Source organism: Mycobacterium helveticum (assembly GCF_007714205.1).
GTDB classification, from domain to species: Bacteria; Actinomycetota; Actinomycetes; order Mycobacteriales; family Mycobacteriaceae; genus Mycobacterium; species Mycobacterium helveticum.
This window is the reverse complement of the sequence record NZ_VMQU01000006.1, coordinates 59,990-75,531: the sequence shown is the minus strand read 5'-3', so window position 1 is coordinate 75,531 and position 15,542 is coordinate 59,990. Positions and strand designations below refer to the sequence as shown.

Genomic DNA, 15,542 nt, shown 5'->3' with positions numbered 1-15,542 from the left:
GGGACTTTCCGGCGCTGCGCCCGGGCTGAGGTGCCGGCCGGTTGTCGGTGGCCTCACCTACAGTGGCTGCTGTGTTCGTCACCGGCGACAACATCGTTTACAGCGCATCGGATCTCGCGGCCGCGGCCCGGTGCGAGTACGCGCTGCTGCGGGACTTCGACGCCAAGCTCGGCCGGGGGCCCGCCGTCGACGTCGAGGACGACCTGCTGGACCGCACCGCCGCCCTCGGTGACGAACACGAGCGGCGCCGCCTCGACCGGCTGCGCGAGCGGTTCGGCGGGGCGGTCGCGGTCATCGGCCGTCCGGCCTACACCGTCGCCGGTCTGAGCGCCGCCGCCGAGGCGACCCGGCGCGCCGTCGCCGACGGGGCCCCGGCGGTGTACCAGGCCGCCATGTTCGACGGCCGCTTCGCCGGTTTCGCGGACTTCCTGGTCCGCGACGGCGGGCGGTACCGGGTCCTCGACACCAAGCTGGCCCGCTCCCCCAAGGTGACCGCGCTGCTGCAGCTGGCCGCCTACGCGGACGCGCTGGCCGCCTCGGGCGTCCCCGTCGCGCCCGAGGCCGAGCTGGAGCTGGGCGACGGGACCGTCGTGCGGTACCGGCTGTGCGACCTGGTGCCGGTCTACCGGTCCCGGCGTGCGCTGCTGCAGCGCCTGCTCGACGAGCACCACGCCGCGGGCGCCGCGGTGCGCTGGGACGACGAGCAGGTGCGCGCGTGTTTCCGGTGCCCGGTGTGCGCCGAACAGCTGCGCGCCACCGACGATCTGCTGCTGGTGGCCGGCATGCGGGTGGGCCAGCGGGACAAGCTCGTCGATGCCGGGATCACCACGGTCGCCCAGCTGGCCGGCCACGCCGGCCCGGTGCCGGAGCTGGCGCCCGGCGTCGTCGGCAGGCTCGCCGCGCAGGCCGCGCTGCAGGTCCGCCAACGGGTGACCGGCGTCCCGCAGGTCGAGATCGTCGACCCCCGGCCGTTGGCGTTGCTGCCCGACCCGGACCCGGGTGACCTGTTCTTCGACTTCGAGGGCGACCCGCTGTGGACCGCCAACGGCCACGAGTGGGGCCTGGAGTATCTGTTCGGCGTCCTGGAAGCGGGGGGCGACTTCAGGCCGCTGTGGGCGCACGACCGCGTCGAGGAGCGCAGCGCGCTCAAGGATTTCCTGGCGATGGTGGCCAGGCGCCGCAGGCGCCATCCCCACATGCACGTCTACCACTACGCGCCCTACGAGAAGACCGCGCTGCTGCGGCTCGCCGGACGCTACGGGACGGGCGAGGACGAGGTTGACGAACTGCTGCGCAGCGGGACGCTGGTCGACCTGTATCCCCTGGTGCGCGAGAGTATTCGGGTGGGCGCGGAGTCGTTCAGCCTCAAGGCGCTCGAGCCGCTCTACATGGGCGCGCGGCTGCGCGCCGGCGACGTCACCACGGCCACCGCCTCCATCGTCTCCTACGCCCGCCACTGCGAGCTGCGCGCCGCCGGACGCTCCGACGAGGCGGCGGCGGTGCTCAGGGAGATCGAGGACTACAACCACTACGACTGCCGCTCGACCCGCGAACTGCGCAACTGGCTCGTGCTGCGCGCCCTGGAATGCGGCGTCGTCCCCCTCGGCGCGCAGCCCGTGCGCGACGGCAACACCGTCGAAGACCGGGACGAGCTGGCGCAGACGCTGGCGAGGTTCGCCGGTGACAGCGCCGGCGGACAGCGCACCCCGGAGCAGATGGCGGTGGCGCTGCTGGCGGCGGCGCGCGGCTACCACCGGCGCGAGGACAAGCCGTTCTGGTGGGCGCATTTCGACCGGCTCAACTTCCCGGTGGACGAGTGGTCGGACACCGGCGACGTGTTCGTCGCCGAGCGGGCGTGGGTCAGCGTCGACTGGAACACGCCGCCCCGCGCCCGTAAGCCGCAGCGGCGGGTCAGGCTGCGCGGCCAACTGGCACGCGGTGACCTGATGCCCAGCGTGTTCGCCCTCTACGAGCCGCCGGCCCCGCCGGGCATGAGCGACGACCCCGACCGCCGGGGCGCCGGCCGCGCCGAGGTCGTCGAGGTCGACGATCCGGCGGCGCCCACCGAAGTGGTCATCCTCGAACGAACCGGTGGTGACGGCAGCGTGTTCCACCAGCTCCCGTTCGCGCTCACCCCCGGTCCGCCGATTCCCACCACGGCGCTGCGGGAGTCGATCGAATCGACCGCCGCCGCGGTGGCCGCCGGATTGCCGCACCTGCCGCGCAGCGCCATCGTCGACGTCCTGCTGCGCCGCGCGCCGCGCACCCGCGGCGGCGGGCCGTTGCTTCGCAGCGCCGACACCGCCGCCGACATCACCGCCGCCGTGCTGGACCTCGACTCCTCGTACCTGGCGGTGCACGGGCCGCCCGGAACCGGCAAGACGCACACCGCCGCCCGGGTGATCGGGCAACTGGTCACCGAGCACGGCTGGCGCGTCGGCGTGGTCGCCCAGTCGCACGCCGCGGTGGAGAACCTGCTGGACTGCGTGATCGATGCCGGGCGGCTGGATCCGGGGCGCGTCGCGAAAAAGCGGCACGAGCGCGCCGCGCGCTGGCAGCAGATCGACACCGCCCACTACCCCGCATTCGTCGCCGACACGCCGGGATGCGTGATCGGCGGCACGTCGTGGGACTTCGCCAACCCCAACCGGATAGCGCCGGGCGCCCTCGATCTGCTGGTCATCGACGAGGCGGGCCAGTTCTGTCTGGCCAACACCGTTGCCGTGGCACCGGCCGCCGCCAGTCTGCTGCTGCTCGGCGATCCCCAGCAGCTGCCGCAGGTCAGCCAGGGCACCCATCCCGAGCCGGTGGACACCTCCGCGCTGGACTGGCTGGTCGACGGCCGCCGCACGCTGCCCGACGAGCGCGGCTACTTTCTGGACCGTTCCTACCGGATGCACCCGGCGGTGTGCGCCGCGGTCTCCGCGCTGTCCTACGAGGGCAGGCTGCACTCCCACGCCCAGGTGACCGGCGCCCGCCGGCTCGCCGGATGCCCACCGGGAGTGCGCGTGCTTTCCGTTGCCCACCATGGCAATTCGACCGAAAGTCCCGAGGAGGCCGACGCGATCGCCGCCGAGATCGCCCGCCTGCTCGGCGCGTCGTGGACCGACGAGCACGGCACCCGGCCGTTGTCCGCGGCCGACGTGCTGGTGCTGGCACCCTACAACGCCCAGGTGGCGCTGCTGCGCCGGTGGCTGGCCCGTGCCGGGCTCGGCGAGGTGCGGGTGGGGACCGTCGACAAGTTCCAGGGCGGACAGGCGCCGGTGGTCTTCGTGTCAATGACGGCCTCGTCGGTCGACGTGGTGCCCCGCGGAATCTCCTTCCTGCTCAACAGGAATCGTCTCAACGTCGCGGTCAGCCGGGCACAGTACGCGGCGGTCGTCGTGCGGTCTCAGCTGCTGACCGAGTACCTGCCCGCCACCCCCGCGGGCCTGATCGACCTGGGCGCGTTTTTGGCGCTGACGGAACGGGCCTAGCCGTGGACCAGGCCCGGATTTTTCGCGAAACTTTGACTGACACGACGTTGAGATAACGAAAGGAGCCGCTGACCGGTTCGGTGGCCGCCGTACTGCTCGCCGCGACTACGGGTTCAACGGGATCGACGCCACGCACACCACCGGGGACACGGTGGCATTGACCTATCCCGGCGGCATCAAACGCCTCCACACCGACGTGCAGTTCCCTTGGAACGGCAACGGGGTCGAGTTGATCGGGAACGGTCCGAGGCGCTGAGGCCCCGAGGACCCCGATGCTGGTCGACGGGGTGGGCCGACGTTGTGCACGCCGTCTCCGAAAGACACCGGGCGGACCGACCGCGTGGGCCGGGTGAAGCCCGGCTCAGCGGCTTCGACGCGTCGCAGACCAGGCGACGGCGGCCCCGTGCGGCGTCGAGGCCGCAACCCCCGGCGCGGTTGCCTGGGACGGGCACCGCGGTGCAGATCACCGCACGGCCAGCGGCTGAGCCCGGCGGCGACGGCGCCGGTGTCCGGCCGCGGTGCGCACCGCCCGGGCATGCGCCGCACGGGATCACGCCGCGATGCGGACGCTGTCGCCGGACCCGGAAACGGCGACCATCGCCGATCTGCTGGGTTTGGCTGCCGGACCCGCCGTTCCGGCCGGGTGAGCCGGCGGTGCCGTGGGTGCCGCCGGAGGCGCCGTGGCCGCCGCTGTTGCCGCCGGCGCCTCCGGCGGTCGTGGGAGACTTGGCGCGGGACGCTATCCGTCCCCGGCGCGTTTCCAAACACGTTTCGGCCAACTCCACCGGATCGGATTTGCGGCCGGAAACGACCTGCGAAAACGGCCGCGAACCGCCCTGGCCGGCGGCGAGACGACACGCCGGCGGCGGTGACCGGCCGCCGCGCGGGGCCGCGGACCTGCTGCGCGTCCGGTGCATTCCCACCGCGGCCGGCCACACCGCCGGGCACGGTCGGACGGCTCTTCTCCCGCCGTGCGCGAACACGCCTACGGAAGGCGCGTGTCAGCCAGTTACCTGCAACGGAAGTGAGAATGCCCCGGCACCGCCCGTCACCAGAATGACCCAGCGGCCGTTCGACGGCAGGCGTACCTCGATGTCGAAGAAGGCGAACCCGATTTCCCCGCCGGCCGCGGCCTCGGGCAGTTCGTGCTCGACGGTCAACGGCTCGTCATCGGTCGGAGGCCGGATCTCCACCCGAATAACGCGCTCCGGGGAGTCTGTTTCGGCCTGCGTCAATACCACCAGCACGAACTTGGCCAACCGGTCGGCCCCCACGGCGTACCCGGACAGCACACCGCCCGTCACAGTAAGTTTGTTGTCCACTACGGAAGCCGCCTCAGCGAGGAACGCCCCGGTGATCATGCTGCTGAAGGTACCGCCTGGCCGGTCGGTGGGACGTTCGAGGGCGCGGCGCTGACACGGAAGCCCGGCGGCCGGCCGCGCGAAACCCCGTCGGCGCCAGACCTCGCACCGACAGCGACTGCCGTGTTCGTCACCGACGGCAGCATCGGGTACGGCGTGACCGACCTGGGCGCTTTCCCGGCGCTGACCGCCGAGCCCTACCCGTCGGACGAGGGCCGGCCGTAGCCGGTGTGATCGTCGGGATCGGGCCGGTGATGCCGGCCCCGCGACGCCTCGCCCTCGGCGAGGGGACGGCGCGCGGACCCGTTCAGGTGCCGTGCCGAGGAGACCTCGGTGATCGGACGCGGGCGCCGACCGGCGGCGGCGCGAGGACCCCGATGAGAACCCGAAGGCGAGCCATTGTGGGTGAGGCCGATCGGCTGGGCCCGTGGAACCGGGGGGTCGAGCGCGCCGCGCCGTGCGGGCGCCGGGCGTGCGTGCAGGACCCGCCCGCTGTCGCCCGTGTGCTGACGGGCCGTCGCGGGAGGCGGCGCTTCGGCGCCCGGTTCGCGGAGCAGGATGAACTCGACGTAGGCGTCGTCGTCGTAGGCGTCGTCGTCGTAGGCGTCGTCGTCGTAGGCGTCGTCGTCGTAGGCGTCGTCGTCGGCCACGGCGGGCATCAAGTCGCCGGTCGCCCACGGCGGGAAACCGACCGGGAAACCGACGAGGAACAGGGCGGCGACGATCCCGAGCAATCCGACGAACGCAGGCAGCAGCACCGACTGCGACATGGCCGCCGAAAACGGCGCGCGCACAAACTCGGGCAGCAGCAGCGAAATACCGCCGTCCCCGGCCCCCGACCGCGTCGGGGGCCCCGGCGGCATCTCCGCGCCGATCCGCCACGTCATGAATGCGGCCATGCCGGCACTGCCGAGCACCGCGCCCAGCTGGCGGACCGCGTTGTACACCGCGGAGCCCGCACCGGCCAGATGCGGCGGCAGGTTGCGGGTCGCGGTGGCCGTCAGCGGCGACCACACGAACGCCATCCCCACACCCACCGCGGCCAACGGCAACACCAGCCGCCAGATCGGCGTCGACGGGGCCATCTCGAAGGACAGCCACGTCAGCGCGATCGCCAGCATCGAGAAGCCGAACCCCAGCACCGGCTGCGGGTGGCAGCGGTCGACGATCCGGCCGACGAACGGGGCGAACACCCCGCTGCAGACGGCCAAGGGCGCGATCAGCAGCGCCGAGCGCATCGGCGACAGCCCGCAGACCGCCTGCGCGTAGAAGGTCAGCGGCAGCATCATCCCCGTCGCCGCGAAGGACACCACGGCCACCCCGACATTGCACAGGCTGAAATCACGGTCCCCGAAGATCCCCAGCGGAATCAGCGGCTCGCGCGCGTTCACCCACTGCCAGTAGACGAACGCCGTCATGCACCCGACCCCGGCGACGAGCATCGCCCAGATCCAGGGCTGCCAGTGCGCGGCCTGCCCCTGCTGCAGGGCGAAGACGATCAGGAATATGCCCGCCCCCGACAACCCGACGCCGACCGGGTCGAAGCGGTGCGCCTGGGTGGGCAGCGCCGGAACCAGCCACACCGCCAGCGCCAGCCCGACGACACCGATGGGGACGTTGACGAAGAAGATCCATTTCCAGCCCAGCCCGTCGACCAGCAGCCCGCCGGCCAGCGGCCCCACCAGGCTGGCGACGCCGGCGGTGGCGCCCCACACGCTGACCGCCACACCGCGCCGGTGCGCCGGGAAGATCCGGGTGATCGTCGACAGGGTCTGCGGGGTCAGCACCCCGGCGCCGACGCCCTGCACGACGCGCGCGGCGACCAGCATGCCCGCGCTGCCCGCCAGCCCGCACCACATCGAGGCGACGGTGAACACCACCAGACCGATCAGATAGAGGTTCTTGGGGCCGAACCGGTCACCCAGCCGGCCCGCCACCAGCAACACCACCGCGTAAGCCAGCAGGTAGGCGCTGGTCACCCACACCACGGCGTCGTACCCGATGTGCAGGTCGGCCATGATGGTCGGGTTGGCGATCGCGACGATGGTCGAGTCGACCATGATCATGAAGAAGCCGATCATCATCGCCCACAGCGCCGACCACGGGTCTGCGGACATCCCGGTTCCCCCCGGGCGGCGCCGGGACGGGCGGGCGGCGACGTCGTGACCGGGTTCCGCGCGCCGGTTACCCCGGGACGACGGGGACGTCGCGGTCACCATCTACCACCTCGTTCAACTCTCGACGTTCAACTCTCGACGGTGGTGCGCCCCAGGACCGGCAAACGGGCCGAATCGCCACGACCCCCGTGCACCCCGCGTGCAGAGCCATTATCCCGGTGCGGTGACGGACCACGCAGCCGCGGACCCCCTGCCGGGCGCCGGGGCGCGTTAGCCTGGGATGAACGCCATTCGCAGGAGAGACGATATGCGGGCCCGACGGAACAGGTCTACGAGCCGATTGTCGAACAAGTCCGGCGCGGAGCAGCGACCGCACCCCGGCAACGGTCGGCCGAAAGCGTCCGCGCGGGCGCTGGCGCAGGTGATCGAGCGGAGTGCGCGGATACAGGGTCCGGCGGCCGAGGCCTACGTCTCCCGGCTACGGCACACCCACCCGGGGATCAGCCCCGCCGGGGTGGTCACGAAGCTGCAGCGGCGCTACGTGGCGCTGGTCACCTGCAGCGGGATCGCGGTGGGGGCCGCGGCGACCATCCCCGGCATCGGGACGCTGAGCGCGCTGTCGGCGGCCGCGGCGGAGACCGTCGCGTTCCTGGAGGCCACCGCCTTCTTCGTGCTGGCGGTGGCGGTGGCGCACGGCATCCCCGCCGAGCACCGGGAGCGGCGCCGTGCGCTGGTGCTGTCGGTGCTGGTCGGCGACAAGGGCACGCAGGCGGTCGCCCCGCTGATCGGTCCGTCGCGCACCAACGGCGGCTGGATCGCCGAGAGCGTGGCCGCGCTGCCGCTGTCCTCGATGTCGGGGCTGAACTCGCGGCTGCTCAAGGCGTGGGCGAAGCGGTACACCGTGCGGCACAGCGCACTGGTGTTCGGCAAGCTGCTGCCGGTGGGCATCGGGATCGTCGTCGGGGCCGTCGGCAACTACCTCGCGGGCAAGAAGATCGTCCGCAACGCCCACCAGGCTTTCGGCCCCCCGCCGGCGCGCTGGCCACGCACCCTGCACGTGGTGCCACCGATCTCCGGGACGGGCTGAAAGCCGGTCGGGAGCGGGTTTGGCGGGCCTACCCGGTCCGTCTGGCGAATCGGCGCGGAGAGGTTAGCCTTTATGAGGCGGAAACGGTGAGGACCAGCGCCGTGAGGCGCCTCGCCAGCCGGGGCGCAACACGTTGCAGCCGCCGTGGGATAGCGACCACACGGACTGCAGGACAAAAGGATTGAGGCGAGAAACGGCCGTGAGCAACATATCGCCATTCGGGCAGAACGAATGGCTGGTCGAAGAGATGTACCGCAAGTTCCGCGAGGACCCCTCGTCGGTGGACCCGAGCTGGCACGACTTCCTCGTCGACTACAACCCCGGGCCGACCACCGCCGCGCCCGCGAGCGCCCCGGAGACCGCCGACACGCCGCCGGCCGCACCCGCCCCGGCGGCAAAAGCCGCGCCGCCGGCGAACAGCACCGAAACCCCCGCCGCGGCCGGCAATGGCGCCGGTGCCGCACCGTCGGCCAAACCACCGGCCAAGGCCGCCGCCGCTCCCGCGGCCGAGGGTGATCAGGCGCAGGTGCTGCGCGGCGCCGCCGCGGCCGTGGTCAAGAACATGGCCGCCTCCCTGGAGGTGCCGACGGCGACCAGCGTGCGGGCGATTCCGGCCAAGCTGCTCATCGACAACCGCATCGTCATCAACAACCACCTCAAGCGCACCCGCGGCGGCAAGATCTCCTTCACCCACCTTTTGGGCTACGCGCTGACGCAGGCGATCAAGCGGTTCCCCAACATGAACCGGCACTACGCCGAGGTGGACGGCAAACCCAATGCCGTCACGCCCGCCCACACCAACCTGGGCCTGGCGATCGACCTGCAGGGCAAGGACGGCAAACGCTCCCTCGTGGTGGCCGGCATCAAGGGTTGCGAGGAGTTGCGGTTCGCTCAGTTCGTCACCGCCTACGAGGACATCGTCCGCCGGGCCCGCGACGGCAAGCTGACCGCCGAAGACTTTGCCGGCGTGACGATTTCGCTGACCAACCCCGGCACCATCGGCACCGTGCACTCGGTGCCCCGGCTGATGGCCGGCCAGGGCGCCATCATCGGCGTCGGCGCCATGGAGTACCCCGCCGAGTTCCAGGGCGCCAGCGAGGAGCGCATCGCCGAACTCGGCATCGGCAAGCTGATCACCCTGACCTCGACCTATGACCACCGCATCATCCAGGGCGCGGAATCGGGTGACTTCCTGCGCACGATCCACGAGATGCTGCTGTCGGACGGTTTCTGGGACGAGATCTTCCGCGAGCTGAGCATTCCCTACGTGCCGGTGCGGTGGAGCACCGACAACCCGGACTCCATCGTCGACAAGACCGCCCGCGTCATGGAGCTGATCGCGGCCTACCGCAACCGTGGGCACCTGATGGCCGACATCGACCCGTTGCGGCTGGACGGGACGAGGTTTCGCAGCCACCCCGACCTCGATGTGCTGACCCACGGACTGACCCTGTGGGACTTGGACCGGGTGTTCAAGGTCAACGGCTTCGCCGGGTCCGAGCACAAGAAGCTGCGCGACGTGCTGGGCCTGCTGCGGGACGCTTACTGCCGCCACATCGGGGTGGAGTACACCCACATCCTCGAACCCGAGCAGCAGGAGTGGCTGCAACAGCGGATCGAGACCAAACACGTCAAACCGACTGTCGCCGAGCAGAAGTACATTCTGAGCCGGCTGAACGCCGCCGAGGCCTTCGAGACCTTTCTGCAAACCAAATATGTTGGGCAGAAACGGTTCTCGCTCGAAGGTGCCGAGAGCGTGATCCCGATGATGGACGCGGCGATCGACCAGTGCGCCGAACACGGCCTCGACGAGGTGGTCATCGGGATGCCGCACCGCGGCCGGCTCAATGTGCTGGCCAACATCGTCGGCAAGCCCTACACGCAGATCTTCAGCGAGTTCGAGGGCAACCTCAACCCGGCGCAGGCGCACGGCTCCGGCGACGTCAAGTACCACCTCGGCGCCACCGGCACCTACCTGCAGATGTTCGGCGACAACGACATTCAGGTGTCGCTGACCGCCAACCCGTCGCACCTGGAAGCGGTGGACCCGGTGCTGGAGGGCCTGGTGCGGGCCAAGCAGGACCTGTTGGGCGACGACGACGGCCAGCAGCGCTTTTCGGTGGTGCCGATGATGCTGCACGGCGACGCCGCCTTCGCCGGGCAGGGGGTGGTCGCCGAGACGCTGAACATGGCGAACCTGCCCGGTTACCGCGTCGGCGGCACCATCCACATCGTCGTCAACAACCAGATCGGCTTCACCACCGCGCCGGAGTACTCCCGCTCCAGCGAGTACTGCACCGACGTGGCGAAGATGATCGGGGCGCCGATCTTCCACGTCAACGGCGACGACCCGGAAGCCTGCGTGTGGGTGGCGAAGCTGGCCGTGGACTTCCGGCAGGAGTTCAACAAGGACGTCGTCATCGACATGCTGTGCTACCGGCGCCGCGGGCACAACGAGGGCGACGACCCGTCGATGACCAACCCCGCCATGTACGACGTCGTCGACGTCAAGCGCGGGGCCCGCAAGAGCTACACCGAAGCGCTGATCGGCCGCGGCGACATCTCGATCAAAGAGGCCGAGGACGCGCTGCGCGACTACCACGGCCAGCTGGAGCGGGTGTTCAACGAGGTCCGCGAGCTGGAGAAACATGGCGCCCAGCCAAGCCCATCGGTCGAAGCGAACCAGATGATCCCCGCGGCCCTGTTCACCGGGGTGGACAAGGCGCTCCTGTCCCGCATCGGCGACGCCTTCCTGGCGCTGCCGGAGGGTTTCACCGCACACCCCCGCGTGCTGCCGGTGCTGGAGAGACGCCGCGAGATGGCCTACGAAGGCAAGATCGACTGGGCCTTCGGCGAGCTGCTGGCGCTGGGCTCGCTGGTGGCCGAGGGCAAATTGGTGCGGCTTTCCGGGCAGGACACCCGGCGCGGCACCTTCTCGCAGCGGCATTCGGTGATCTTCGACCGCAACACCGGCGAAGAGTTCACGCCGCTGCAACTGTTGGCGACGAATCCCGACGGCACCCCCACCGGCGGCGCGTTCCGGGTGTACGACTCGCCGCTGTCGGAGTACGCGGCCGTCGGCTTCGAATACGGCTACACCGTCGGCAACCCGGAGGCCCTGGTGCTCTGGGAGGCGCAGTTCGGCGACTTCGTCAACGGCGCGCAGTCGATCATCGACGAGTTCATCAGCTCCGGCGAGGCCAAGTGGGGTCAGTTGTCCAGCCTGGTGCTGCTGCTGCCGCACGGCCACGAGGGGCAGGGCCCCGACCACACCTCCGGTCGCATCGAACGCTTCCTGCAGCTGTGGGCGGAGGGGTCGATGACGATCGCGATGCCCTCCACCCCGTCGAACTATTTCCACCTGCTGCGCCGGCACGCCCTCGACGGTATTCAGCGCCCGCTGATCGTGTTCACACCGAAGTCGATGCTGCGCAACAAGGCGGCGGTCAGTGACGTCAAGGACTTCACCGAGATCAAGTTCCGCTCGGTGCTGGAGGAACCCACCTACGAAGACGGCATCGGTGACCGCGGCACGGTCACCAGGATCCTGCTGACCAGCGGCAAGATCTACTACGAGCTGGCGGCCCGCAAGGCCAAAGACAACCGGGACGACGTCGCGATCGTGCGGATCGAGCAGCTCGCGCCGCTGCCGATGCGCCGGCTCCGCGAGACGCTGGACCGCTACCCGAACGTCGGGGAGTACTTCTGGGTGCAGGAAGAACCGGCCAACCAGGGCGCCTGGCCGCGCTTTGGCCTGGAGCTGCCGGAGTTGCTGCCCGACAAGCTGACCGGGCTCAAGCGCATCTCGCGGCGGGCCATGTCGGCGCCGTCGTCGGGCTCGTCGAAGGTGCACGCCGTCGAGCAGCAGGAGATCATCGACACGGCGTTCAGCTGACCCCTTTTGGCGCGAGAATGGCGCGGTCTACAACGCCGAGCTACCCGCCCGGCACATCGCCAGGAAGTCCAGCCGCCACAGTGACTGGAAAAGCTTGCGGCCGAAGCTTTCTGCGTCGCCCGCGCCGGCTCTCCGTGAACCGATCTGCGCCACCGACCCGGCGATCTCGCGGATCGTGCGCCGCCCGTCGACGTTCTCCACGAAGGGCAGCTGCGCCGTGTTGAGAGTCATCCGCCAGTCCGGCCGGTAGATCTCGCTGCCGGACAGGCCGCAACCCAAGCGCATCGTCGGGATGTAGTCCAGGGCGGCGTCCGTCGAAAAGTTCACGGAATACGACTCTTTCGGGCGCTCGTTGCGGCACGCGACGAAGAAGTGACACGCGTTGAGCGTCTGGATGCGCTCCATCACGGACCACAGCCGGCGCTCGGGCATCGTGTTGGCGACCCGGTAGAAATCACTGGTGGGCGCGAACGCATCGTGCGGGTAATACGGCGCATTGAACAGCCACCCCTGAAACGCCAGACCGGCCGACGCGACGAGATCGACGCACTCGTCGACGGTGTAACTGCGCTGACGGCCGTGCAGGAACGTGTCCACCAGAGCGGCATCGGAGGACTGCACGTCGCGCGCCACCCGCAGATAGCTCTGCACCGGGTGATCCGCCGGCAGCACCGCGATGGTGTCCTTGATGACTTGCACTGACGCGTCGTCCTGGCCCAGCCCCATGTCGCGGAAGACCGACTCCAGCAGTTCGACGCCGATCCGGCCGTACTTCGCGTACAGCATCACCGCCAGGACACCGTCGGGCCGCAGGCAACCCGCCAGAGCCTGCATGCCCACCAGCGGATCGGCCAGGTGGTGCAGGACGCCGGTCGCCACGATGAGGTCGAAGTCGAGCCCCAGCGTCGGCACCTCTTCGATCGGGAGGCGCTTCGGCTCGAGGTTCCACAGGCCGTGCTTGTCCTTGAGGTACTGCTGGTGGTCCAGCGACGGCTGGCTGATGTCGATGGCCACCACCCGCGCGGCAGGGTTGTTGTAGGCGAACACCGCCGCCTGGTTGGTGCCGCAGCCGGCGATCAAGATATCGAGGTCCGGCTTGTACTGCCGGTCCGGCCACAGGATGCGGTGCGCGTGGACCGGGTCGAACCACTCCCAGTTGCCGGCGAGCCACGCCTCGAGGTCGACGATGGGCTGCGGATATCTCCACCGCTCGTATTGGCGGGTGACAATATCGGCGCCGGGATCGTCGCTCATTCGCCTGCTGTCTCCTTCACCCCGCTGTTCGAGAACGGGCGGACCGCGAGTATCTCACAGACTCGGGCGTCTGGGGCCGGTGATGGCTTTTCCTGCGTCGCAGGAGCGGTCGGGGGGCTCCCCCAGGCCGGCCCGGCGCGACTGTGTGCCGGCCACCTCGGCGGCGATCTCGCGGACCGTTCGGCGGCCGTCGAGGTGCCGGACGAACGGCAACTGGGCCGTGTTGAGGCCCCAGCCGCCCGCCGGTCTTGACGATCTCGGTGCCGACCAGACCGCACCGCAGCCGTATCATCGGGACGTAATCCAGCGAGGCATCCGCCAAAAAGTCGATAGTGTAGCTCTCCTTCGGGCGCTCCGGATGGCACGCCATGAATGAATGGCAGGCGCCGAAGATGTGCAGGCGTTCCATGACCGACCAATTGATGCTGGCAGTAGGGCGAATTGACGAGCCATCCCGGAAAGGGGATCGCCGGTCATCTCAGCGCTGACTCCTGACGGTTCACAAAAGCCGGGATCGCCGGCCCATCAGACATCCCGGCACCCGCGTGGACGCCGGGACGTACCGTATAGCCTCAACCGGGGCCCGATCGATTTCTGGCTGCGCGCAGGCCGATGCGACGGGCCGGCTGCGACGACGGCCGCTCCCGAAACCCCACTGCCCGACCTCGCTCAAGAGCGGGCGGGCACACACGGTTACCGCCGTGCACGTCGAGAGCGCCCAGCTCCAGTGGAGCGTAAGCTCCTACCGGGTGCTGGCGTTGTGGTTCGCTGCGGTAGCGCGACGGCTCACCGTTGATCCTGCAGATCCGCCACATCAGCCTGGCGACCGGATTCATCAGCCCGGTGTCGTAACACAGCATTCGGACATCGGCGAACAGGCCCCGCAGATGATGCCGCGACTCCGGGGACCGGAAGTACAGTTGCCTCTTGACCTTGCGTGGCATGCCGAATTCCCGCCGGAAGGCCTTCGGCGGTTTCACGACCGCCGACCCCAGCAACCGCATGATCAGCGGTACGAACAGCGACAGCAGAAAACGTTTCCACGCACGAAGCGTGGGTACCCGTTTGCTCAGGTATTCGTGGCCAAGTGAGATATGGCGGGCCTCCTCGGCCACGTGGATGGCCATCACCCGTTCCAGCATGGGATGCATCGTCTCGGTGCCGCGCAGCATGGACTTCTGGATGTGGTCGAAGGGCTCCTCGCCGGCGAGGACCTCGAAGAAGAACACGTTGGGCAGCGTGCCGGCGAGCAGCGAGACGAACGGCGATAGCCAACGCAGTAGCCGCGGCATCCCGGGCACATCGGCGCCGATGCGGTTCACCATCTCCTGGAACATCATGGAGTGGTTAATTTCTTCGTTCGCCACGTGCAGGCAATACCGGTACTCCGGTGAGCCGTTAGGCAACCAGAAGCTGTAGTTCATCATGCCGCGGATCAAGACCGACTCGAACTGCTGGCCGACCTTGGCGACGTTGGCCTGCCGCCACATGCCCATCTTGATCTGCCGTTCTCGCGGCTGCGCCAGGTACCAGGGGTGGCGGCCGATCGGATCGCTCGCCGGCAGAATCCAACGCGGATCGTTGTCGGTAACCTCGAGCTCAGGGGAGCCCCAGTCGATATCGATGTAGGGGTTGAAGCTACGCCGCACAGACGCCTCGGACAGGGTCCCGAGCATCGCAACGTACGCGACGTCGTCGCGCACTTCCATGTTGCGCCGCCAACGCGTTGGCATCAGCGTGCCAGCCCCAAGTCGGCCATACGACAACCTCTTTCCGAACCTCTTTCCGCGAGCACCAGACGCCAGGCGTTATTGTCCCACTAGGCTGTCAGATGTCGAGAGCTTGACCCCAGCTGTAACCGTATTGACGTAGCGGCCGTTAATCCTTCATTAGAACAGATTTCATCAGCCACCCGAAACAGCAGCCCGGAGCGCGGCATGCGCAGGCCCGGCGACAACCCAGCGGTGTCAGCCAATCTCTTAGTCGCTCAACGGAATCGGTGTGGCGCCGTGACGGCGTTACGCACCGGCGTCGGCCCGAACGGCGATATTCCCACGCTGTGGTCGACCCAGGGAGCGGGAGATTGCCCAGTTGCCGCCGACGGCGACTGACTTGTCGAGCAATCGGTCATCCACCCCAGGATGCGGGCATCGGCCTGCTCGGCGAATTCGCAGGTGCGGCACGGGCTGCTTGGGACGTCGACAGTTGGGCCCGGATCGTGGTTGACGTGCCACATCGCGCCCAGAAACGCACTTGGCGATCGCGCGCCGTTGAGAGCGCACGCGCGAAATGACCCTTTTCGGATCGAAAATAAGGCTCGTACTGCTTCCGTCAACGACGACATCGCAGTAG

Annotated in this window: 6 protein-coding genes and 2 pseudogenes; 4 read left to right on the top strand and 4 right to left on the bottom strand. The window is 69.3% G+C overall.

The window, feature by feature from the left end; translation table 11 throughout:
- The first annotated feature begins 71 nt into the window (after positions 1-71).
- The gene (locus FPZ47_RS02725) at positions 72-3,476 is read left to right on the top strand and encodes a TM0106 family RecB-like putative nuclease (RefSeq protein ID WP_144947875.1); all 3,405 of its coding nucleotides are present in this window, start codon (positions 72-74) and stop codon (positions 3,474-3,476) included.
- Positions 3,477-3,582: 106 nt separating this feature from the next.
- Positions 3,583-3,732: pseudogene (locus tag FPZ47_RS29205) on the top strand (LppP/LprE family lipoprotein); the annotation flags it as partial.
- A 745-nt stretch (positions 3,733-4,477) separates the two neighbouring features.
- Here FPZ47_RS29205 and FPZ47_RS02715 read toward each other — a convergent pair.
- Both FPZ47_RS02715 and FPZ47_RS02710 read right to left on the bottom strand, forming a co-directional pair.
- Positions 4,478-4,837, bottom strand: a complete 360-nt coding sequence (locus tag FPZ47_RS02715) for a hypothetical protein (protein WP_144947872.1) — start codon at positions 4,835-4,837, stop codon at positions 4,478-4,480.
- A gap of 197 nt (positions 4,838-5,034) precedes the next feature.
- Positions 5,035-7,056, bottom strand: coding sequence for an MFS transporter (locus FPZ47_RS02710; RefSeq protein WP_144947869.1), 2,022 nt, complete (start codon positions 7,054-7,056; stop codon positions 5,035-5,037).
- Between the two features lie 205 nt (positions 7,057-7,261).
- Here FPZ47_RS02710 and FPZ47_RS02705 point away from each other — a divergent pair, with 205 nt between their 5' ends.
- Together FPZ47_RS02705 and FPZ47_RS02700 are read left to right on the top strand one after the other, a co-directional pair.
- Complete coding sequence (locus FPZ47_RS02705; RefSeq protein WP_210419819.1) at positions 7,262-8,041, top strand: hypothetical protein; 780 nt, start codon at positions 7,262-7,264, stop codon at positions 8,039-8,041.
- Positions 8,042-8,240: 199 nt separating this feature from the next.
- Complete coding sequence (locus tag FPZ47_RS02700; RefSeq protein WP_144947863.1) at positions 8,241-11,936, top strand: multifunctional oxoglutarate decarboxylase/oxoglutarate dehydrogenase thiamine pyrophosphate-binding subunit/dihydrolipoyllysine-residue succinyltransferase subunit; 3,696 nt, start codon at positions 8,241-8,243, stop codon at positions 11,934-11,936.
- A gap of 27 nt (positions 11,937-11,963) precedes the next feature.
- Here FPZ47_RS02700 and FPZ47_RS02695 read toward each other — a convergent pair whose 3' ends face one another.
- Together FPZ47_RS02695 and FPZ47_RS02690 are read right to left on the bottom strand one after the other, a co-directional pair.
- Entirely contained in the window at positions 11,964-13,190 is a 1,227-nt protein-coding gene (locus tag FPZ47_RS02695) for a class I SAM-dependent methyltransferase (protein ID WP_144947860.1), read from the bottom strand.
- 731 nt (positions 13,191-13,921) lie between these two features.
- Positions 13,922-14,923, bottom strand: a pseudogene (locus FPZ47_RS02690) (AurF N-oxygenase family protein); the annotation flags it as partial.
- Positions 14,924-15,542: the final 619 nt, after the last annotated feature.